This window comes from Metabacillus sp. KH_069 (assembly GCF_057838075.1).
Window position 1 is genome coordinate 709,833 of the sequence record NZ_CM174460.1, and the last position, 22,898, is coordinate 732,730.

Sequence of the window (22,898 nt, forward strand, 5' to 3'; positions counted from 1 at the left end):
AGCAGGCATTTATTGCTGCGCTAGCTTGTTGTGGTCTCTTTTTTAATCCCTTCTGGAAAATATTAGGAGGAATATCAAATGACTTTTTCTAGCGATAAAAGACACGATATCTTAAATAAAATGACCCGGGAAACGTATGATGTATTTGTTATCGGCGGAGGAATCACAGGATCTGGAATCGCGCTTGATGCTGCTTCTAGAGGAATGAAGATCGGTCTTGTTGAAATGCAGGACTTTGCAGCGGGAACTTCAAGCAGATCGACTAAGCTTGTGCACGGCGGACTGCGCTACCTCAAGCAATTTGAAGTCAAAATGGTAGCTGAGGTCGGAAAAGAAAGAGCCATTGTATATGAAAACGGACCCCATGTAACAACTCCTGAATGGATGCTGCTCCCAATGCATAAAGGAGGCACATTCGGACCATTTTCAACATCCATCGGCCTTCGTGTCTATGATTTCCTGGCAGCTGTTAAACGCGGTGAAAGAAGAAAGATGCTAAGCGCCAAAGAGACACTTGCGAAAGAGCCGCTTGTGAAAAAACAGGGACTTAAAGGCGGCGGGTATTATGTGGAATACAGAACTGATGATGCAAGACTGACAATTGAAGTCATGAAAGAAGCTGTGCGCTTCGGTGCTGACGCAGTCAACTACGCAAAAGCGGACGGGTTTATTTACGAAAAGGGAAAAGTGATCGGTGTTCATATCGTGGATACGATTTCTGGAAAAAAATATGACGTGTACGCTAAGAAAATCATAAATGCAGCAGGTCCTTGGGTCGATCAGCTGAGAGAAATGGATAAGTCCAAAAATGGAAAATCCCTGCAGATGACAAAAGGAATTCATTTAGTCTTTGATCAAAGCAAATTCCCGTTAAAACAGGCCATATATTTTGATACGCCTGATAAACGGATGGTATTTGCTATACCTCGCGACGGCAAAACCTATGTTGGCACTACAGATACAGTCTATAAGGAAGATCCGAAAAATCCGCGTATGACCGTGAAAGACAGAGACTATGTCATCGAATCCATCAACTATATGTTCCCGGATCTCTCTATCCGTGCAGAGGATGCTGAATCAAGCTGGGCCGGTATTCGTCCGCTTATTCATGAAGACGGCAAAGATCCTTCTGAAATCTCAAGAAAAGATGAGATCTGGACATCAGAAACCGGGCTCATCACGATTGCAGGCGGAAAACTGACAGGCTACAGAAAGATGGCCGAGCACATTATTGATCTCATTGTAAAAGATTTCAATGAAGCCGGACTAAAGGATTATGGTGCATGCAAAACAAGAAACATGCCAATTTCAGGCGGTCATGTAGGCGGTTCAGCAAGTCTTGAAACGTTTGTCAAAACAAAAACAGTACAGGGTATGTCCCTTGGACTGACTGAAATGCAGGCGAAGCATTTATCAAGACGATACGGATCAAATGCAGATGCGCTGTTTGAGAGAGTGGAGACGTTAAAACCGCTTGCACAAAGATATGGATTGCCCGTTTACATCCTTGCTGAGATTGACTATGCAATGACAGAAGAAATGACAGCAACTCCTTCAGACTTCTTTGTCAGAAGAACGGGTGCAGTGTACTTTGATATTAACTGGGCAAGAACGTACCAGGAAGGAGTCACTAATTACATGGCTGATAAATTGAAATGGACTCCTGAACAAAAGCAGCAGCACTTTGATAAGCTTCAAACGCATCTGCATGACGCAGTTGTGCCTGATGAGGTAAGAAAAGCAAACTAATAAATGGACCTAGTACGGCAGCCGATATGAAAGCAAAATCGGCTGCCGTTTTTCTAATGAGATAAGAAAGTATAAAATTTTGCGCATTGGTGTCTAGCTCCATCGCCCAACTCCTCGGCCAGAACGGATCCGCCAGTAAAGGCGCTTTTTGCCTTTACTGGCGGATCCTTATCTGTCTGCCTGCGCTAAACGGGCGCTTGCGCTTTTCTTTAGATTTTATTATCTTGAAATTGATTTTTTTTAACAAAATTAAAATATCAGCAAGTCCCAATATGTGTTAAAATAAGCCATGGAATCGACTGATTTCTATTATTTACATACGAATTTAGGCAGGAATTGTCTAAATAATGAAGAAATGAATAAGTAACACTTATAATCTAAAATTATTGGAGGTACGTTATGAGTTTTGAAAAAAGCTATCAGCGCTGGACCAGCAAAACAGATTTAGATTCAGAATTAAGACTTCTTTTATCAGATTTAGAAGATAATGATAAAGCGCGCGAGGATTGCTTTTACAAAAACTTAGAATTTGGAACAGGCGGCATGCGCGGCGAAATTGGACCTGGAATTAACCGCATGAACATGTATACTGTCAGAAAGGCATCTGAAGGCCTTGCGCTTTATATTGACTCTTTCGGCGAAGAAGCGAAAAAACGCGGAGTGGCAATTGCTTATGATTCCCGCCACAAATCACCCGAATTTGCAATGGAAGCGGCAAAAACCCTTGCCAGCCATGGCATTCAAACATATGTCTTTGAAGAATTGCGCCCGACACCAGAACTGTCGTTTGCAGTACGGTATTTAAATGCATTCTCTGGCATTGTCGTCACAGCCAGCCACAATCCTCCTGAATATAACGGCTATAAAGTATACGGCGAAGACGGCGGGCAATTGCCTCCTGCAGCAGCAGATGAAGTCATCGCCAAAGTAAACGCAATTGAGGATGAACTAAGCATCCAAGTAAAAGATGAAGCAGAATTAAAAGCTTCAGGTCTTATTAAAATGATTGGAGAAGAGATTGACTCAGCTTATACAGACAAGCTTGTCACGATCTCTGTGAATCCGGAACTTTCTAAAGAAGTGGATTTGAACATAGTCTTTACTCCTCTTCACGGTACTGCAAATAAACCTGTTCGCCGCGGATTTGAAGCACTTGGCTATAAAAATGTAACCGTTGTATCTGAGCAGGAGCTGCCTGATCCAAACTTCAGCACAGTCAAGTCTCCAAACCCTGAGGAGCATGCTGCATTTGAATACGCGATCCGTGACGGAAAGAAAACCAATGCGGACTTATTGATTGCAACAGATCCTGATGCAGACCGTCTTGGAATTGCAGTGAAGAATTTAGAAGGGGAATATGTCGTTTTAACGGGTAACCAAACAGGTGCCATTCTTCTTCACTATTTACTATCGCAGAAAAAAGAAAAGGGCATTCTGCCTGATAATGGTGTGGTCCTGAAAACAATTGTAACGTCAGAAATCGGAAGAGATGTAGCAGCATCTTTTGGATTAGATACAATCGATACACTGACAGGCTTTAAGTTCATCGGGGAAAAAATCAATGAATATGAGCGCACTGGCCAGTATACTTTCCAATTTGGCTATGAAGAGAGCTACGGCTATCTGATTGGAGACTTCGCCCGTGATAAAGATGCTGTACAAGCAGCAATTTTAGCTGTTGAAGTAGCAGCTTACTATAAAAAACAAGGCAAAACGCTTTATGAAGGGTTACTCGAAATTTTTGAACAATATGGCTATTACCGTGAAGGTCTTGAGTCATTGACCCTTAAAGGGAAAGACGGAGCAGAACAGATTCAAAGCATTTTAGCTTCATTCCGCAGCAATCCTCCTGAGATGATGGGAGATAAGAAAGTTGTTACGATTGAAGACTACAAAGCAGGAACCCGCTTTGACGCAGAAGCTAAAACGACAGAAGAAATTACGCTGCCGCCGTCAAACGTTCTGAAGTACTATTTAGAAGATGGATCTTGGTTCTGCCTGCGTCCATCCGGAACAGAGCCGAAAGCGAAATTCTACTTTGGGGTAAAAGGCGAAACACTTGCGGACAGCGAACAAAAGCTTGAAGCCCTTACTTCTGCTCTTATGAAAAAAGTAAACGAATTAATCTAATAGATAAAATGCAGCTGAAAAAGGCGAACCTTTTTCAGCTTTTTTAATGCATCAAGAGGCATCGTAAAGGGAATCAGCAATATCCGATTATATAAAAGCCGCTTATTCAGCGGTTTTTTTCGGTATGGAAATGTGGAGCACGTGCATTCTAGATATTCAGGCATTTTATCGGTTTTATTGCTTAAAATGCGATTTGAAAAAAATCTCCATCTAAAGTCTGAGAAAAAATCAGTCACATTGAGAAGGCAGCAAAAGGAGAAACGCTGATATACTATCAATATAAACATGGTGAGGGAGAAAAATATGGCTAATGATGAAAAGCGCATTTTGGAACTGCAGACACTGAAGACGATCGCAGAAACGCTGAATCAGTCTAATGATCTGGATCAAATGCTTGATGACGTTTTGAAGAAGCTTCTTCACGTAACTGGACTGGAAACAGGATGGATTTTTCTCATTGATGCAGATAAGGAGTATCGATTGGCTGCAGACCACAAGCTTCCGCCTGCCCTGGAAAGAGATTGTAAAAAAGCAATGTGCAGAGGAGATTGCTGGTGCATCGATAAATTTGCAGACGGCCGTTTAAACAAGGCGGCGAATATTATCAACTGCAAACGATTAGAAGACGCGGAGCAATTTGATTGGGGTGAAACAAATGAGATCACCCATCATGCTACTGTTCCGCTCCGAACAGGGAACGAAAAGATCGGCTTACTAAATGTAGCTTCTCCAAATAAAACTCATTTCACAACAGAGGAGCTTGCTCTGCTTGAGGCTGTTGCCTTTCAAATAGGTACTGCTATGAAACGCATGAAACTTGTCGAAAACGAACAGCATCTGGCTCTCATTGCAGAGCGTAACCGGCTGGCGCAGGATCTGCATGATTCCGTCAATCAGCTCCTCTTTTCCATTATGCTGACGGCAAGAGGGTCAAAGGAAATGACAGAAGATCAAAAGATGAAAGAAATGCTGCAGTATGTTCAAGATCTTTCACAGGAGGCTCTTGCCGAAATGAGGGCTTTAATCTGGCAGCTTAGGCCACAGGGACTGGAAAATGGGATTGCATCAGCACTGCTGAATTACGCAAAAGTACTGGGCCTTGAGCTTAAAACGGATATTCAGGGCGTTCAAACGCTGCCGTGTGACACAGAGGAAGCGCTGTGGAGAATCGGTCAGGAAGCGTTAAATAATTGCAAAAAGCATGCACAAACCAAATCTGCATCCATCTGTATACACCGATCGAAAAATGAGGTAACTATGTCGATTAGAGATCAGGGAGCAGGGTTTTCCTACAATGAAAAAGTTCCTCTGCCTTCTTTAGGGCTTCAGGGAATGAAAAATCGCGCCAAAAAATTAAATGGTACATTTCAGATAACCACTGGATTAAATAAAGGCACCGAAATCGAAGTGAAAATACCAATTTAAAAGGGGGGCAAGAACATGGGGATCCGCCTGTTAATTGCCGACGATCATAAAGTGGTCCGAAGAGGGCTTCATTTTTTCCTTTCTACCCAAAAAGATATTGAGATTGTCGGAGAAGCAGAAAATGGCGAAGAAGCTGTGAAGATGGTCCGCACGCTGATGCCGGACGTGATATTAATGGACCTCTCCATGCCAATCATGAACGGAGTAGATGCAACGAAGGAAATCCGGACATTCAACGAACAGATAAAAATTATTATTTTGACGAGCTACGCCGATCAGGACCATGTGATTCCGGCTATTCAGGCTGGAGCATCAGGCTATCAGCTGAAGGATGTAGAACCTGATGAACTAGTTCATACGGTCAGGGAGGTTCTGAAAGGAGAAAGCAAGCTTCATCCTAAAGTCACATCTCACGTCATGTCCCATTTGATGCAAAGGAATCAAAAAGATGAAAAGCTGTTGACACCGCTTACGAATCGGGAAAATGATGTATTGAAGGAGATTGCAAAAGGCAAAAGCAATAAGGAAATTGCCGCTTCACTATATATCACAGAAAAGACCGTCAAAACACATGTGTCAAATATTCTATCCAAGCTGTCCCTTGCTGACCGGACACAAGCTGCCCTGTATGCAGTGAAGAATGGCTTGGACAAATAAGAGAGGAAGAATAAAAATGAACTTGCTTGTTATTAACGGAAGCCCGAGAAAAAAAGGCAGAACCCGGCTCGCCTCAGCATTTATTGCTGAAAAATACGGAGCAGAGTATATAGATATAAGTGTACTGAATCTCCCTATATTTGATGGAGAGGAAGAACAGGAAAAAATTGAAGCTGTTCAGGAATTGAAAAACAAGGTAAAAGCAGCTGACGGCATCATTTTATTATCACCTGAATATCACAGCGGCATGAGCGGTGCATTAAAAAATGCCCTGGATTATTTAGGAAGTTCCCATTTTGCACATAAACCGGTTGGCTTGATTGCTGTTGCCGGCGGCGGAAAAGGCGGAATCAATGCTCTGAACAATATGAGGACTGTGATGAGAGGCGTATATGCTAATGCCATTCCAAAACAGCTTGCCCTTGATCCAATCTGCTTTGATTATGAAAACAAAAAACTGCTTGAAGATTCAGCAGTGCTTGTTGGCCAGCTGGTCGAGGAACTTAAAATGTATGTAGAATTTTATATGCAAAAGCAAAAGTAAAATGGAGGGGATGAGATCCCGCTCCATTTTTTTGCTTTTGAAAACGGCACTTCTAAGTCAGATACGCATACTCTGCATCTTCCAGATCATGGCCTGTTTCTACTGCGTGATCGATATATCGAAGGAGTGAGTATAATTTCTTTTCGACTTCTCCGTAGTTATTTTCAAAATTATAAGCGTGCAGGAACTGCTCAATTCGTTTTGAGAGCAGATCATCTTTTGTGCGCACCATCAGAATCAGCAGGTTATCCCACTGTGATCGGTGCGTATAATACAATGCTTTGTCGTAATCGACTGTCTCCACAAACATTCCTCCCTTGAAGGAGATACGTTTATTTTGTGTGAAATGAGCGATGATTTTCTGTGTAAAAGTTGGAGAGCCTTTATTTATCGGCTTGGAAGTGTTTCCCCGGGATAATTGTTCTCTGATCGGCTCATAAACATCCTTGATAAGGAGAAGAATAATGATTAATCACCTTATTGGGAAGTGGAAAGAATGGATTTTTTTCACGGTCAGGAAACGCTTACATCCATCCAATGGATTCTGAGAGCTGTGATTGCTTTTTTCTTTTTAGCTTTGTCTGCTAAAGTCATGGGTCAGAGATCGATTGCCCAGCTTAGGCTGCTTGATTTCGTGATTGCCCTTATCATTGGCAATATCATGGCACATCCGCTTTCTGACGAAGGACTTGGTTTAAAAGGTTCAATGATCACGATGGCCGTTTTAATTAGTTTGTATTCAGCGGGCGTTTTAATCAGCCTGAAGTGGCATGCGTTTCGCATCTTTCTTGATCCGCCTGCTTTTCCTTTAATCACAAATGGCAAGATCTCTTACAAAGGCTTAAAAAAAGCAAGATTAACCATTGAAGATTTGCTTTCTGAGCTTAGAAAGCAGCAAATTGAAGATCCTGAAAAGGTTGCAAAAGCCCTTTTCGAATCAGACGGCAGGATTTCCTGTTTTTTAAAAGCGGATCATCAGACGGTTACGAATCTTGATTTAAATTTAACTCCATCACCCTTTGATCTTCCTGCCACCATTATCAGAGAAGGCAGCATAAATAAAAATGAACTTCTTCGTTTGGGAAAAAATGAAGAATGGCTGGTTTCTGAACTGAAAATTGTTCATCAGAAAAAAGTGAATGAAATTCTGCTGGGTACACTTGATCAGCAAGGCAGCCTGAGGGTGTTTCTTTATTCATAATATCTCCACAAAACAAGGCAGCCAATAGACAAAATTTAGAAAAAAAACGTTGACATACCCATAAAAATCCATTAGGTTTTACTAATAATATGTAACCGGTTACATATATTTGGTAGTGCATGAAAAAATGATTTTAAGGGGGATGGCATGAGCAAAGAAATCCGGATTTTGTCGCCATGCGGCATGCTTGGATACGGCTTTCCGCTTGAGAGCTTCAAGAATGGCATGAAAATGAAGCCTCATGCGATTGTTGTGGATGCCGGTTCAACAGATGCAGGTCCTCATAAATTAGGGGCAGGTGTCGGCATCGTTTCGAAGAGAGCTGCCAAAAAAGATTTGGAGATCCTCATTTCCGCCGCTTTGGAGACTCACATTCCGCTTCTCATCGGTTCGGCGGGAGGAGCAGGTGCAAAGCCTCATGTTGAATGGACGTTGGATATTATTGATGAAATCCTGTCGAATAGGAAAGCGAAGCCTAAAGTTGGGGTCATTTGGGCAGATTTTGATAACGCGTACATCAGTCAGGCTTTAAATGAGGGAAGAATCGGGAAAATGAGTCCGAATGTTCCGGATTTAACACCTCGTTCTTTAGCTGAAACTCATTCAATTGTCGCCCAGATGGGACATGAACCGATTTTAGAAGCTCTTCATCAGAAGTGTAATCTTGTCGTCTGCGGAAGAGCGTTTGATCCATCTCCTTTTGCTGCTGTTGGTATTTTTAACGGTATGGATGCCGGTCTTTCCTATCATTTAGGAAAAATATTGGAGTGCGGTGCTTTATGCGCAGAGCCTGGAACGACGAAGGATTGTATTCTCGGTACGATTAAAGAGAGCTCGTTTACTGTTCAGGCATTAAATCCAATTCGAAAATGCAGTACAACAAGCGTGGCAGCTCATACCTTTTATGAAAAAGATCACCCCTATATACTCCATGGACCGGGATTTTTACTGGACTTATCTCAGTGTGAATTTAAAGACGCAGGAGCGGGCTCAGTTGAAGTATCAGGCAGCAAATATGTTCTTACAAAAGATTATCATGTGAAGCTTGAAGGTGCGAGAGTGAAAGCATACAGAACTTTTGTCCTTGCAGGTATTCGCGATCCGATTTTGATTAAAAACATTGAACAAATTGAAGCTGCTGTAAAAGAAGAAGTAACCGGTCATTACAAAGATATCCCTGAACATTCTTATCAAATCAACTTCTACCATTATGGCAAAAATGCCGTTTTGGGAGAGAATGAGAGTGAACCCTTTTCAGGCCACGAAATAGGTCTTTTATTTGAGGTTGTCGCAGACACGCAAGAAGCTGCAAGCAGCATTTGTGCAACGCTGCGCTCCACATTTTTGCATTACGGCTATGAGGGAAGAAAGTCCACAGCTGGAAATCTGGCCTTTCCTTTTGCTCCGAGCGATATTGAGTTTGGTCCTGTTTATGAGTACTCAATTTATCATCTTATGAAACTGAAAAAAAGCGAGATGCCGTTTCAGCTGGAGGTTCTATGACAACTTTAGGAGAATACTCAAAGGTGCTCAGAAGCAAAAACTCCGGACCATTTGAAATTACCCTGGATGTTTTATTCAGCAAAAGTGAAGATTATTTTCATGTAAAGCATTCAAAAAAAATCACGGAGGCCGCTATTTGCATGCTCTATCGTCTCAAAGAAGAGCAGCTGAAGCATATCGTATTTTTTGATCAGGCGCTGGGATTTAAAATTACCTTTTATAGAAGCCATTCGTCTGGATCTGTATTCGACCGGGATGTGTATGGCGCGCAGCAGCATGCCCCTTTAATGAACCTTGAAATAGATTAGGAGATTTGTTTATGAATAAAATAGCGGTCATTGGCAGTTTAAATATCGACCTGGTTGCCGTAACAAATATCTCTCCAAAAATGGGAGAAACCGTTATGGGAAAGGATTTTAACATTTTCCCCGGCGGAAAAGGCGCAAATCAGGCAACTGCAGCTGCAAGGTTAGGCGGCTCAGTCAACCTGTTTGGAACAGTGGGAGACGATCAGCACGGAAATTTTCTGCTGGATCAATTATCAAAAAATGATGTAGATATTTCAAACATTCAGAAGCAATCCGAAGCGCCAACAGGCTGTGCAATGATTGAAATCTGCGATGCACAAAACAGGATTATCGTTGTTCCGGGTGCAAATGCAAAAACGGATGAAGGTTATTTGCAGGGAAAGATAAATGATCTCTTAGAAGCAGAAGTTATCTTAATTTCAATGGAGATTCCGATGAACGCAATTGAATACATCGTTAAAGAGCTTGCCAAGTACGGAAAAAAGATCATTCTTAATCCTGCCCCGGCAGTGCCTTTATCTGAAGAGGTAATCAGCCATTGCACCTACTTACTGCCAAATGAACATGAAGCAGAAATTATTTTTAACGGCAAGTATGAAGAAGCAGAGGCTTTAAAAAAGTACGCTAATAAACTCCTGATAACAAAAGGAGAACAAGGCATCACCTACTTTACCGGTCAGGAAATAGAAACCGTTCCGGCCATCAAAGTCAATCCAGTTGACTCAACAGGTGCAGGAGATACGTTTGCAGGCGCATTTTCTTTCGCCATTTCAGAGAGAAAGCCGCTTAAAGAATGCATTCAATTTGCAGCAATTGCTGCAGGCTTGAGCGTTGAAAAGAGAGGGGCTCAGAGCGGGATGCCGACTGCAGCAGAGGTGCAGAAATATTGCAGCAGGGTTTCTAGTGATGATTAAGCAAAAATTAGAGCACATGCGCAAAGACTGGGTTCTGTACATCATGATTTTCCCTGCTCTCCTGTACTTTGCCGTTTTCCATATTGTGCCCTTGATCGGCATGAAGCTTGCCTTTCAGGACTACAGGATTATTGGAGACAATGTGTGGGTCGGCATGAAGCATTTTCATGTCCTGTTTGATTCACCGGCGTTTTTTTCTGTTCTGAAAAATACAATCATCATCAGCACGATGAAAATCATTTTTGTTTTTCCGATTCCGATTATTCTATCTCTTCTTATCAATGAAGTCAGAAATATGCCTTACAGGAAATATGTTCAGTCGATCGTTTATTTGCCCCATTTTCTGTCGTGGGTCGTTATTGCCGGTGTCTGGATCAGTCTGCTGAGTCCTGTAGACGGCGGAGTGAACGTGATCAGGAATTTCTTTCAGATGCCGTCGCTTGACTACATGACAAGCAAGGATCAAATCCGCTGGGTGCTTGTTTTTTCTGAAATGTGGAGAAGCGCAGGCTGGGATTCGATTATCTATTTAGCGGCAATTATGAAAATCAGTCCTTCTCTTTATGAAGCAGCAAGGATGGACGGAGCATCAAGTCTTCAGCAAATGAGGTATATTACCCTGCCTGAAATGAGCAATACGATTATAACGGTATTTATTCTGAATTTAGGCTTCTTTATGAATGCAGGCTTTGATCAGGTGATTAACTTTATGAATGATTCCGTCATCAGCGTTGTTGATATTCTGGATACATATGTATACAGAATTGGAATTCTGAACGGTCAGTATGCCTACGCTACAGCTGCGAGTCTATTTAAAGGAGCGATCGGGGTCGTTCTTATATTCGGCACTCATTTCCTTGCGAAACGGCTGACCGGGAAAGGGGTCTGGTGAGGGATTCTATGAAAAAATTTAAACTGTCCAAAATCCTGCTTTACTCAAGTCTATTTTTAATCACCCTTACAATGATTATTCCGATTGTGAATCTGCTTGCCTTGTCCCTCACAGCGCCAGAAAATGCTCATAAAATGACGGGGCTGTCGCTGATTCCGAAAGGGTTTTCGCTGATCAATTATCAAATTCTGCTTTCAAATCCGCTTATTGTAAAAAGTTTGTTCAATTCTATTTTTATCACCGTGGCGGGAACTTTGCTGAATCTGCTTCTTACTGCACTCGCCGCCTATGTTTTAACAAGAAAAAGACTTGTCGGCAGAACGTTTTTTATGGTGATCCTGATTTTGATCATGGTGTTTGAGCCTGGCCTGATACCTGAATATTTAGTGGTAAAGGATCTCGGTCTGCTTGATTCCTATTTATCTCTTATTCTCTATAAAGCCATCAATGTCTATTACTTGTTTATTATGATGCGATTTTTTGAAGATGTACCTGAAAGTATTCTTGAAGCAGCAAGAATCGACGGTGCAGGTCACTTGAATATTTTTTTCAGAATTATGCTGCCGCTGTCAAAGCCTGCACTTGCAACACTTGGTTTATTTTACGCCGTCTTTCATTGGAACGAATTTTTCCGGGCGTCCATTTATTTGACAGACCCGGGAAAATGGCCTCTGCAGCTCGTGCTCAGACAATTCGTAGTTGAACGGGATAATGCCTCACTGGTCGGAGTACAAACACTTTTAGAGTACAAAAGTGTGGCCAATCTTGATTTTGGATCGCTTCAGGCAGGCACGATTATGCTTGCCATCGTTCCCCTTTTAATTATGTATCCCTTCATTCTGAAGTTTTATGCAAAGGGTGCATTAGAGGGCGGAGTAAAGGATTAAGGCAAATTCATCATAAAAAGGAGAATGGACATGAAGAAACTTATGCTGATTATGCTTGCAAGTCTATTTGCATTTGCTGCAGGCTGCTCGGAAAAAACGGAAACGTCAGAGAAAAATGAGGATGGCTCTACAACGATCCGCATTGTGATGAAGGATGAAAACCCATCGAATCCTGCTTCAGTTGCTTATTTTGAAGCGCTTGAAAAGGGGCTGAAGAATGATGAGAAGCTGAATGTGAAATTTGAGCTTGTTGAAATGCCTCAGGGAAATTATGCTGAAAAATTGAATTTGCTGCTGCTGAGCGGCGATATTCCCGACATGATTTATTTTCAGGGAGGAGACCAGCAAATTGCAGATCAGGATTTGCTTGAAGATTTAACGCCTCATCTTGAAAAATCGAAGTATTTAAAGGACAGTCTTGAACCGTGGAACAAAAAGAGGCTTGAAAATTATCCGTACTTATTGTGGGTGAAGCCTCTTTCTCAGAAAACACCAGTAATCAGAGGCGACTGGTTTGAAAAAATGGAAACATCAAAAGCACTGGCTGCTGATCCGACAATTGATAATTACTACAATTTCTTTAAAGAATTAAAAACGAATCCTCCGGGCGGGGAGGGAAAACCTGCTTATGCTTTTACGGCAGCAGGAGATCTTGAAGAGCTGAATGCTATTTTCAACATGTCGTTTGGCATTACTTCATCATGGCTCGACAGCGGCGGCAAATTTGAGTACTACAAAGTATCGAATCAGGAAAAAGAGAAGCTTGCCTTCTATCAAAAATTATACAAAGAAGGTCTTCTTGACCCAGGCTATATCACGAAAGAATGGGATACAAAAGAAAAAGCTTTTTATGACGGTGAAGCAGGCGTGATTGTCGGTACAGCCGGCAAAGTCATTGATATTTATAATGGGAAAATGATGCAGACAAATGGAGAAAACACAGGAGTCAAGGTCCTGCCGCCTGCTAAAGGAGAAGGACAGGGATTTGGCGCAACAGATGTTACAAAAGAAGCAAGAGGGGTAGCCATTTCCTCGCAATCAGATAAAAAGGAGCTCGCGTTTAAAATTCTTGATTACCTGGCAAGCCCAAAAGGACAGATGATTGACCGCCTTGGTTTTGAAGGGGAGCACTATAAGGTAGAAGACGGAAAGATCGATCTTACAAACACGTACTATGAGCAATGGTTTGCGAGATTCTGGGAGCCATCTGAGTTTAAACCTGAAATGCCTCTTGAAAAGCCGCTTCTCGGAGGAGCAGCAGAAGAATCTTTGAAAATGGTTAATGAATTCTACCAGGAAGACAACCTCTTTATTTTTCCTGAAGAGTATATTGCCAATTGGGATGCTATGGAGAACCTGTATAAAGAATATGCAACAGATATCATTACAGGAAAGCGCCCGCTTGAGGATTTTGATGCATTCGTGAAAGAATGGAATGCTGCAGGCGGAAAAGAGATTACAGAATACGCAAACAAGCAATTGAAATAGATAAAAGAGAGAGATTCTGAATTCGGGATCTCTCTTTGTTTAAACAGAGAAGGATATCGTTTCCGCATTGTTGTCTAGCTCCGCCTCCTAGTCCCTCGGCGAGAACGGCTCCGTCTGTAAAGGCAAAAAGCGCCTTTTCAGCCGGATCCTTATCTGTCTGTCGGGGCTAGACGGAGGATTCCGCTTTTCTAATAAAAAGATAGAATGATAGCCTGTCCCCCCACGTAAGTTAGAAAGAACAGCAGGAATTGCAGCGAAACTGAAATGGGAGAGGGGAATGGCGGTTGATTCCTGAAGATTATCTTGAGCGTGTGTATGCAGGGTTTCTTGGAATGAATATTGGAATAAGGCTCGGAGCGCCTGTTGAGCCTCTTGAATGGACTTTTGAGAGAATTCAAGATGTGTTTGGAGATATAAAGGGATATCTTAAAGACTATAAAGTCTTCTCAGCTGATGATGATGCGAACGGACCCGCCTTTTTTATCAGGGCTCTTTATGATGATGCAGCTGACCGTGAGCTGACGGCCGAAGATGTCGGACGCGCATGGCTGAACTACACCCGCGAAGGAATCGGCATGTTCTGGTGGGGCGGAGAAGGCATCAGCACAGAGCATACGGCCTATCTGAATTTGAAAAAAGGAATTATGCCGCCGCGTTCTGGATCTGCAGATCAAAATGGCTTAACGCTTGCGGAACAGATTGGCGGACAGATCTTTGTCGATACATGGGGGCTTCTTTTTCCGGGAAACCCAGCGAAGGCGGCTGATTATGCAGCAAAGGCGGCGAGTGTTTCGCATGACAAGAATGGGATTTACGGAGCCAGATTCATTGCTGCATGCATTGCGGAAGCCTTTCATGCAGAGAGCATCCCGGCAATAATAGCAAATGCGCTAAAAACAATTCCTGATGACAGCACCTACGCCAAAGTCGTAAACGAGGTGATGGATTTTCATTGGGAGCATCCTGAAGATTTCAGAGCCTGCAGAACATTTTTAGAGGAAAATTGGGGGTACGATAAATACCCAGGGGTCTGTCATATCATCCCTAACGCTGGTGTTTGCATTCTTGCGCTCTTATATGGTAATGGAAGTTTTGATAGAACGATTGAAATTGCCGCCATGTGCGGCTGGGATACAGATTGCAATGCAGGCAAGATCGGGACGATTGCGGGAGTGCGGAATGGCATCCAAAAAATACCATATCATTATAGGAAACCGATCAATGACTTTATTGTGCTGTCAAGTGTCTCGGGCTATTTGAACATCATGGATATTCCTACATTTGTAAAAGAACTTGCTCTGCTCGGCTATAGGGTTTCAAAGCAGACGGCTCCAAGCGGATTGCTGAAAAGCTTCAAAGAAGGTCAAATCTATTTCGACTTTACTCTTCCAGGATCTACGCACGGCTTTCAAACGAATTTTCCTTTCAAGACATTTATTAAACATAGCAGTCAAACCGGTTATGAAACCAAGGGTTCACTGGAAATATTCATTGACCGGATGATAGAAGGCGAAGCAAGCAAGGTATTCTATAAACCTTTTCACAGGAGAAAAGACTTTCATGATGAGAAATACAAACCGACATTTGCCCCTAAAGCCTGCAGCGGCCAGCAGGTCAGCATGCAGATTTATTGTGACAAGTGGCAGGGTGAGGATTTCTTTGTCACTCCGTATGTCAGAAACACGTTTAACGATGAAGACATTAAGCTTGAACCACTTCGGCTGATCAATCAAGAGTGGAACGAAATAGAGTTTATTCTTCCTGACACAGATGGAGCGATCATCGATGAGGTCGGTGTCATCATTGAAAGTCCATCTCACTTGCTGAACCGGGCATTTGGAAAGCTGTTCATTGATGAGTTTCACATATCAGGGAAGGCAAATTATAAAATTGATTTCAGCAAACAGGCATTCGAGTTTCAATCTGTGACACCATTTGCCCATCACAGAGGTGAAGCAAGCCTGGAACAAGGGAAAATGCGTTGCAGGTCTGAGGATGAGTGCTCTTCTTTTACAGGAAATTATTATTCCGAAGACTACAAGGTTGCAGCAACTGTACAGCCGATGAGCGGTGATCAGCACATGATGATTGTCAGAGCGGAAGGAATTTGCCGTCATTACAAGGCTGGATTTGACGGGGAAAATAAGGTTTCATTGGTTTTAACTGATTTTGGGATAAAAAGATTGATCGAAGTGCCTTATAAGTGGACCTCCGGCGTGGAGTACCGGTTTGAGGTGTGCTGCGAAGGAAATGTCATTACGTTTTTTATTAACGGCAAACGGATTTTTCAGGCGGAAGATGACCGCTTCAAGCGGGGAATGTATGGATTCTCTGTCCTTGGGAAAGGCGAAGCGCTTTTGTCAGATATAGAAGTGAACGAACTATAGGATCTTCAGGGGGAAATCACTTGAGGGAGAAGAAAGCAACCATTCGGGATGTGGCCAGGGAAGCGGATGTTTCTGTTGCCACCATTTCCAGATACCTGAATAAAAAGGGATATGTCAGTCATGCAACAGAGAAAAGAATTCAATCGGTTATGGAAGTTCTGAACTATAAACCAAATGAAATCGCGAGGGGTCTTGCGAAGCAAAAAACAAATACAATCGCCTTGTTTATTCCGGATATTACGAATCCTTTCTTTCCAAAGCTAGTTCATGCAATCGAAAAAGGAGCGGCCCGAAAAGGATATAAAATGATCCTTGTGCCTGCCGATTCTAAGGAACCGGCGGGTGGCATGTGGGAGAGCTTTGAAAATATGTATATTGACGGGTTTATTTTCGCGACCTATCAGCTTAAGGAGCAATCCATTCAGCTTCTGAAGGAAAAGAAGATTCCGTTTGTGATTGTAGACCGTGCCGCCAATGTGACATCCGCAAATTCAGTGGCAGTTGATAATTATACCGGTGCAAAGCTTGCTGTCTGCCATCTGTTTGAAGTCGGATGCAGAAAGATTATCCATATAGGCGGCCCGAAACAGCTGATTCCATCTAAAGAAAGGCTGAGAGGCTACACAGACAGTTTAAAACAGTTTTCCCCAGAGCATCCTGTGATTCATTATGAAGGTGATTTCAGTCTTGAAAGCGGGAGGCAGCTGACTGGTGAAGCGTTAACGGAGCACCCTGATGCAGATGGTTTTTTTCTCGGAAATGATTTAATGGCGATCGGCTGTTTAAAAATGCTGAAGTCGCTTCGGAAAAAAATTCCTGATGAAATTGCGATTGCAGGGTTTGATGGTATTGACCTCACGAAGCTTGTAGAGCCTGAGATCACAACGATTGAGCAGCCTGTCTATGAAATAGGGATAGCTGCAGCAGACAAGCTTATTCAATTGATTGAAGGAAAAGCAGAAGAGAATGATTTTTTAAGGAAGCTTGAATTAAAACTGCAGGCAAGAGCTTCTACGCTTGGTTTTAAGGGGAAAACAAGAGGGAAGGAGAGGGACAATGACGAAGCGGATGCTTGAGAAAATAGAAGGTGTTCTATATGGAGGAGCTATTGGGGATGCAATGGGTTCTCCGACAGAAGGTCTGCTTCCTGAAGTGATCAGGAAGAAATTCGGGGTTGTCACAGCATTTCGTGAACCGGCAAGCGATGCATGGAAGGAACCAGGCAACATGAGGCCGCTTGAAAAGGGCAACGGGCACATAACTGATGATACTTTAATGGTAGAGGCGCTGCTGAAGATATATGAAAGAAAGCAAAGACATTTAACTGCTTATGATATTGCGGAAGAATTAGTGGAGGAAATAGCTGAGAAGACGGTCTACATTCCTGAGCTGAGAAAAGAAGCTCCTGTTATCACAAGACTTTATTATCCAGAGCAATATCTCTTTCTCAGGCATAGGCTTGCCAATGTAGATCCCCGTGAAGCGGGCATCGGAAATATGGTGAACTGCGGGGCAGCCATGTATATGAGTCCGGTCGGAATGATGAACGCAGGAGATCCTGAACGTGCCTATCAAGAAGCGATTGATCTTGCCGGTGCCCATCAAACAAGCTACGGCAGAGAAGCAGCGGGTGTAATGGCAGCAGCTGTCGCTGAAGCCATGAGCGAAGATGCGTCAGTGCAAAGTATTCTGAACGTCTCCCGGACCCTGGCTAAAGATGGTACAAAGCTTGCTATTGAATCGGTGCTGGATGCTGCAGCTGTCCATTTAGATGTTCTCCAAGCAAGAGAGGATTTAAGGCGTGCGATTGAGCCTTTCGATACAGTAAAAACCTTTTCTGACCGCAAAAAACAGGGCAAAGGAAATGCAAACACCCCGAGCAGAATTCATTCTATTGAAGAATTGCCGATTGCTCTTGCTTTATTTTTAGTAGCGGGAGGAGATACGATGAAGACGATTATCGGCGGTGTGAATTACGGCCATGATTCAGATTCGATTGCAAGTATGGGGGGAGCGATCGCAGGAGCATTGAACGGAAAATCTTCATTGCCTGAAAATCTTATGCAGGAACTTGATGCAGTTAATAAACGATCATTCCAGGATTTATCAAAGACAGTTTACGAAACGGTCATGACAATCATTAAACATGACAAAGCTTATTTTGAAAAAAGGATAAAAAGAATCGGCTTGTAATAAAAATGCCGCAGCCGGAAAGCTTGCTGCGGCTGAATATTCTTAGGCAGTTCCAATTTTATGGGGGTTATCCACTAAATGGATGTAAATAAATGTGTAGTTTATATGTAGACGGGGTAAAGATTAGTACAAACCTAAAAGAAAGAGGTACAGCGATGAGAAAACCTACCATTTACTTTCTGTCATATTTTAACTCTTGCAGGAGCTTAATAGCAGAAGCCTGGGCAAAAAAACTGTTCTCCAGTAAATGGCAAATCGAAAGTGCCGGTCTTGTCACATCAGAAATTGACCCTGCTTGCGTAAAGGCCATGAAAGAAGTAAATATGTTCATTGAGGACCTTGACTCGGATAAAATTGACCTGGAACTATTAAATAAAGCATCATTTGTCGTTCAAATGTACGATTATAAGCAGGAAAAAACACCGCCTGTAAATGAAGAAGGAAAGAATGTTCTTTCATGGAACTTACCCAACCTCGCGATGTATTCATTTGAAAGCGACGAGGAAGAATTTGCCCACTATCAGGAACTTTGTGATGACATTGCCATGAAAGTGAAAAACCTTTATGAAAAAATTGAAGGAAAAACAATCAATCAAACCGCTTCTGTGATTTAATGCACGGTAAAAAAACTAAGCTTGGCAGCAGCCAAGCGTACATATCTATGCCAAAACTTGTTCAACTGTAGATTTAATTTCCACTTTATCCATCAATGCACCTGCATTGATGAAGCTTAGGCTCATCTCTGCTCTCAGCCCTGTCAAAATGGGTTTTACTCCAATCAAGCCCAATGAAAGAATTAACTTTTCCAAACTGTCCACTACCATCTCATCGACCTTGTATACTCCCGAAAAGTCGACAATCAGCGTGTTCAATTTGAGCTTTGATGCACGAGTTAACGCTTGTTCAATTAAAACCTTTGCTCTTTTTTCATCAATTTCGCCTACGATCGGAAGAACAGCTATTCCGTTTTTAATAGGAACAATCGGAACAGAAAAAGTAAGATAATGGTCTTTCGTCTCTTGGATTTTTTGTTCATTTGCAAGCGTAAATGCGTGACTGAAGCCTGCGATGATATGATTGAAAATCTTATCAATCTTTAGAGCGATGTCTGTGAAAACAGTCATCGTCATTTGAAGATATGTGCTTTGAGATTCAAGGAATCTCCAAAACTGTTCCTTGTAAGCAGTCATATTTTTAAGGGTGCTCTCAAGGGTAGAATTGTTTTGCACACTCATGTAGCCAATGGTTTCTCCCCATTTTTCCGCTTGATTCAAGATAGCAGATTCTTCTGTCTGAAGATATTCAGCTGCAAAATGGACAAGCTGAGTGAAGATGTCTGTAACAAGTTTCAGGACCTGCTCGTCCTTTCTCACATGTGAATCGCTTTCAAAAGCCTCATTTATAATAGAAGCTGTAATATATTGAGAATATTCGGCTATTTGTTTGCCGAATGCTGCATAAGGACTATTAAAAGATGTCTCTTTCATCTCAGAGTCTTCCTTTCATCAATTAAGTAGTTCTATTTTACTTTAAATTGTTTGGGAAGTGTTGTTTATTTTTTTAGATAATCTTTAAAACAAGACCATAACTAAAAGAACTGCCTATTTTGAATTAGGCAGTTCTTTTTATTCAGTCTCTTTACGCTGTTTTTGGTTATAAATTCACCGCGTTTCGACTGTAATTCAATCAAGGTTTAATAAAAGCAGCAAACTTTTCAAAAAATCCTTTATTTATTGTGCACGAAGACCATTTTCAAACATATATACCAAACCCTGTTCAAATCCTGCAGCCCAGACAGACATGCCGTGGCCGCCGTTTAATATTCTGAGTTCAGCAGGACTGCCCGGCACAGGATCCCACTTCTCAAAAGGCCGGTTAAATACATTCGATCTGTGAAGGAGTTGATAAGAGGTGACTGCCTGCACTTCCATATTGTATTTGTAGGCGTCGTCCGGCAGATCCTCTTTTTCGCTTAAATGATTCCAGTCATCGTCTCCGGTTATAATAAACACCGGTACTTCAAAAGGCTGCTGGCCGTAGGATTCAAGAGCTTTAGGATAGTTTACCGAATTCCAAATGGCCGGTTCAGAAGGCTCTCCAAATGAACCACGTTCCACTGCGCCAGATGTTCTCGGCGCCTCGAAAGCTTGAATGGCCGGACTTAACAGCGATGTTCCGGCGAACAGATGAGGATAAACAAGCGAGTACCGCAATGCTCCATATCCTCCCATTGAATAGCCAACGAGCCCGCGGCCATTCCGGTTTGAAATCGTATGGAAATCATCATCTATTTTTTGAATCAAATCGTTGATGACGGCCGATTCCATATTCCCATACTTGACTGAATCTACCCAGTAGCTGTTGCCTGTGACAGGTGCAACCGCAATCACGGGTTCAATCTTTTTATCTTGAATCATTTTATCTAAAATTGGCCAGAATTTGTCCCAGCTTTTTTCATCTCCATAGGAACCATGCAGCAAGTAGAGGACGGGATATTTTTTTTCAGCAAGCGGGTCATATTCTTCAGGCAAATAAACGACATACTTCAGCTCATCATTACCTGGCGTTTCATCTTGAATAAGGCTTGGAGCATAAAAGGAGTGAGTATTCACAGTTCCTTTCTTTTCAGAGCTGTAGCTTGCTGGATTATAGATTGGAGAAAATTCACGGCTTTCAGCTTTTCCGAACATATATTTTAAGCCTTCTTGAAATCCCTTCAGCCATACCTCAAGTCCATGGCCGCCATTGATGATCCTCAGTTCAGCAGGATTTGAAGGAACATCTTCCCACTTGGAAAAATCCAATCCAAACAGGTTTTTTCTGTGAAGCTCCTGATAGAGCTGCACGGCCTGAACCTCCATATTGTATTTATAAGCATCAGGAGGCAGATCTTCTTTTTCACTCAAATGATTCCAGTCATCATCTCCCGTTACAATATAGACTGGAACCCGATGAGGCTGCTTCACATAGCTTTCGATTGCAGTTGGATAATTGTTTGCATTCCACAGAGCTGGATCATAAGGTTCTCCGAAACTTCCTCTTTCAACCGCCCCGGATGTAGCGGGAGGCTCTGCGTTTTGAATGGCCGGACTTAATAGAGTTGCTGCAGAAAACAGATGGGGGTAAACCATTGAATATCTGAGGGCGCCGTATCCGCCCATTGAATAGCCTGAAATGAATCTTCCGCTGCGTTCAGCGATAGAATTGTATTTTTTATCGATATGCGGAATCAAGTCTTTGATGACAGCGCTTTCATAATGACCGTACTTTTTAGAGTTCACCCAATAGGAATTGCCTGCTGCAGGGACAACGGCAATAAGCGGCTCGATTTCTTTATTTTCAATCATTTCGTCAAGCTTTCCAAAAAAATCATCCCAGCTGTTTTCATTTCCTCCGCTGCCATGCAGCAGATAAACGACCGGGTATCCTTCTGTCCGTTTTTTATCATATCCTTTTGGAAGATAAATCTTATAGGTGAGCTTATGGTGCTTTGGCCGCTCATCTTTCAATAATGCTTTTGAAGTAATCATTTCAACATCTGTTTTGCTTGCTGGCTCATGAGGCTTTTTGGCTGAAGTGAAAGAGGGATTTGTTAAGGTGATTATGAAAAAGACAAAAAGAAGCACAAGCCATACTTTTTTGTTTCCCACTTTGGATCCTCCTTTTGAGATATTCCTCGTTTTATAGCTTATTTAAATTCTCCTGATTTGATCATATAAGATACTGGATATATTTACAAACTATTCTGAAAAAAAAGGAGGCGGGATTCAGACGCCTTTTGTTCAATAAATCTCTAAAATGAAGCATAATAAAGAATGTTTTTACTGCCTGCTTTTTTCTGTGAAAATAATTAATGGTGTAAGTTGCAGTAGTGCTGCCACATTTAACGATTCAAAGCATAAAAAGTGGCGTCAGTCTCCTAAGTGCTGCCACTTTTGATGGGACAAGGTCCCAAAAGAAAGGGCTGTCCAATAAGTCAGTAAAAATGACTTTATGGACAGCCCAACTTCAGGTGTTATTTAATAATCTGGCAAGCATCGATTTGTTTTTAACCAGATCTGCAAGCGTATAGCAGTCAAGTACTTCAAAGTAGGCCTGCAGCGCTTTGTGCAGCACCCCTTTTAATGTACAGGCAGGGGATATCGTGCATGCATTGCTCTTTGGATCGAAGCATTCAACAAGATTGAAATCGTCTTCGGTCTGCCGGACAATGAAACCGATGTTGATTTCAGCAGGATCTTTCGCAAGCCGAATGCCGCCGCCCCGGCCTCTTATTGTTTCGATTACATTTAATTTGCCAAGCTCATAAGTTACTTTCATTAAATGATTTTTTGAGATTTGATAGGCTTCTGCTATTTCTTTTATATTGGATAGATTATCTTTTTCCTTTGTTGCCAGGTAGATCAGCACCCGCAAAGAATAATCTGTATAGTTGGTTAATCTCATAAACGTCCATCGCCCCACTACATGAAGTACGTCTATCTTACCACAGCAAATGAAATTTTAATAAAAGTTAAATTTTAAATGTGACAGATTTCTTAAAGATGTATTTGAAATATTGCTTTAAAGGTTTTTTGGATTTAAGATAAAGATGTATTTAAAATACTACTTTAAAAAAAA

The 22,898-nt window shown here is 42.1% G+C and carries 20 protein-coding genes; 16 read left to right on the forward strand and 4 right to left on the reverse strand.

All coding sequences use genetic code 11. The features are described 5' to 3' along the window. Positions 1-78: 78 nt before the first annotated feature. The 5 genes from AC3ISE_RS03700 (at position 79) to AC3ISE_RS03720 (ending at position 6,505) form a co-directional block, all read left to right on the forward strand. A complete protein-coding gene (locus AC3ISE_RS03700) occupies positions 79-1,749 on the forward strand; it encodes a glycerol-3-phosphate dehydrogenase/oxidase (RefSeq protein ID WP_489223076.1) in 1,671 nt (556 codons plus the stop codon). Between the two features lie 399 nt (positions 1,750-2,148). Next, positions 2,149-3,879, forward strand: a complete 1,731-nt coding sequence (locus AC3ISE_RS03705; protein WP_309190492.1) for a phospho-sugar mutase — start codon at positions 2,149-2,151, stop codon at positions 3,877-3,879. A 303-nt stretch (positions 3,880-4,182) separates the two neighbouring features. Then, entirely contained in the window at positions 4,183-5,304 is a 1,122-nt protein-coding gene (locus tag AC3ISE_RS03710) for a GAF domain-containing sensor histidine kinase (RefSeq protein WP_489223077.1), read from the forward strand. Positions 5,305-5,319: 15 nt separating this feature from the next. Next, positions 5,320-5,961 (forward strand): response regulator, encoded by a 642-nt coding sequence (locus AC3ISE_RS03715; protein WP_309190494.1) that lies wholly within the window; start codon positions 5,320-5,322, stop codon positions 5,959-5,961. 16 nt (positions 5,962-5,977) lie between these two features. Next, a complete protein-coding gene (locus tag AC3ISE_RS03720) occupies positions 5,978-6,505 on the forward strand; it encodes an NADPH-dependent FMN reductase (RefSeq protein WP_070877165.1) in 528 nt (175 codons plus the stop codon). A 52-nt stretch (positions 6,506-6,557) separates the two neighbouring features. On the opposite strand, the gene AC3ISE_RS03725 is transcribed toward AC3ISE_RS03720, so the two are convergent. Then, positions 6,558-6,809 carry a YhdB family protein gene (locus AC3ISE_RS03725; protein WP_489223078.1) on the reverse strand — a complete coding sequence of 84 codons (252 nt, stop codon included), beginning with the start codon at positions 6,807-6,809 and terminating at the stop codon, positions 6,558-6,560. Positions 6,810-7,001: 192 nt separating this feature from the next. Between AC3ISE_RS03725 and AC3ISE_RS03730 the strand changes: the two genes are divergently transcribed. The 11 genes from AC3ISE_RS03730 to AC3ISE_RS03780 all read left to right on the forward strand — a co-directional run bounded on the left by AC3ISE_RS03730 (position 7,002) and on the right by AC3ISE_RS03780 (position 18,892). Then, positions 7,002-7,706, forward strand: coding sequence for a DUF421 domain-containing protein (locus tag AC3ISE_RS03730; protein WP_489223079.1), 705 nt, complete (start codon positions 7,002-7,004; stop codon positions 7,704-7,706). Positions 7,707-7,853: 147 nt separating this feature from the next. Next, the gene (locus AC3ISE_RS03735; RefSeq protein ID WP_489223080.1) at positions 7,854-9,209 is read left to right on the forward strand and encodes an acyclic terpene utilization AtuA family protein; all 1,356 of its coding nucleotides are present in this window, start codon (positions 7,854-7,856) and stop codon (positions 9,207-9,209) included. Beyond that, positions 9,206-9,517, forward strand: coding sequence for a DUF4387 domain-containing protein (locus tag AC3ISE_RS03740; protein ID WP_489223081.1), 312 nt, complete (start codon positions 9,206-9,208; stop codon positions 9,515-9,517). Before AC3ISE_RS03735 ends, AC3ISE_RS03740 begins: the two co-directional genes overlap by 4 nt. A gap of 11 nt (positions 9,518-9,528) precedes the next feature. Then, entirely contained in the window at positions 9,529-10,431 is a 903-nt protein-coding gene (rbsK, locus tag AC3ISE_RS03745; protein WP_489223082.1) for a ribokinase, read from the forward strand. Next, positions 10,424-11,323 carry an ABC transporter permease gene (locus tag AC3ISE_RS03750; RefSeq protein ID WP_489223083.1) on the forward strand — a complete coding sequence of 300 codons (900 nt, stop codon included), beginning with the start codon at positions 10,424-10,426 and terminating at the stop codon, positions 11,321-11,323. Before rbsK ends, AC3ISE_RS03750 begins: the two co-directional genes overlap by 8 nt. Positions 11,324-11,331: 8 nt before the next feature. Continuing rightward, entirely contained in the window at positions 11,332-12,210 is an 879-nt protein-coding gene (locus tag AC3ISE_RS03755) for a carbohydrate ABC transporter permease (RefSeq protein ID WP_489223084.1), read from the forward strand. Between the two features lie 30 nt (positions 12,211-12,240). Beyond that, a complete protein-coding gene (locus AC3ISE_RS03760; RefSeq protein WP_489223085.1) occupies positions 12,241-13,698 on the forward strand; it encodes an extracellular solute-binding protein in 1,458 nt (485 codons plus the stop codon). Positions 13,699-13,982: 284 nt separating this feature from the next. Beyond that, entirely contained in the window at positions 13,983-16,085 is a 2,103-nt protein-coding gene (locus AC3ISE_RS03765; RefSeq protein ID WP_489223086.1) for an ADP-ribosylglycohydrolase family protein, read from the forward strand. A gap of 20 nt (positions 16,086-16,105) precedes the next feature. Further along, positions 16,106-17,161 carry a LacI family DNA-binding transcriptional regulator gene (locus AC3ISE_RS03770; RefSeq protein WP_489223087.1) on the forward strand — a complete coding sequence of 352 codons (1,056 nt, stop codon included), beginning with the start codon at positions 16,106-16,108 and terminating at the stop codon, positions 17,159-17,161. Further along, a complete protein-coding gene (locus tag AC3ISE_RS03775; RefSeq protein ID WP_489223088.1) occupies positions 17,142-18,278 on the forward strand; it encodes an ADP-ribosylglycohydrolase family protein in 1,137 nt (378 codons plus the stop codon). The genes AC3ISE_RS03770 and AC3ISE_RS03775 overlap by 20 nt, the downstream gene beginning before the upstream one ends. A gap of 155 nt (positions 18,279-18,433) precedes the next feature. Beyond that, positions 18,434-18,892 carry an arsenate reductase/protein-tyrosine-phosphatase family protein gene (locus AC3ISE_RS03780; RefSeq protein WP_489223089.1) on the forward strand — a complete coding sequence of 153 codons (459 nt, stop codon included), beginning with the start codon at positions 18,434-18,436 and terminating at the stop codon, positions 18,890-18,892. A 45-nt stretch (positions 18,893-18,937) separates the two neighbouring features. Here AC3ISE_RS03780 and AC3ISE_RS03785 read toward each other — a convergent pair whose 3' ends face one another. The 3 genes from AC3ISE_RS03785 to AC3ISE_RS03795 form a co-directional block, all read right to left on the reverse strand. Next, the gene (locus AC3ISE_RS03785; protein ID WP_489223090.1) at positions 18,938-19,765 is read right to left on the reverse strand and encodes an STAS domain-containing protein; all 828 of its coding nucleotides are present in this window, start codon (positions 19,763-19,765) and stop codon (positions 18,938-18,940) included. Positions 19,766-20,008: 243 nt separating this feature from the next. Then, positions 20,009-21,928: an alpha/beta hydrolase gene (locus AC3ISE_RS03790; protein ID WP_489223091.1), complete on the reverse strand. Its 1,920-nt coding sequence runs from the start codon at positions 21,926-21,928 to the stop codon at positions 20,009-20,011. Positions 21,929-22,286: 358 nt separating this feature from the next. Further along, entirely contained in the window at positions 22,287-22,724 is a 438-nt protein-coding gene (locus AC3ISE_RS03795; protein WP_070877153.1) for an Rrf2 family transcriptional regulator, read from the reverse strand. Positions 22,725-22,898: the final 174 nt, after the last annotated feature.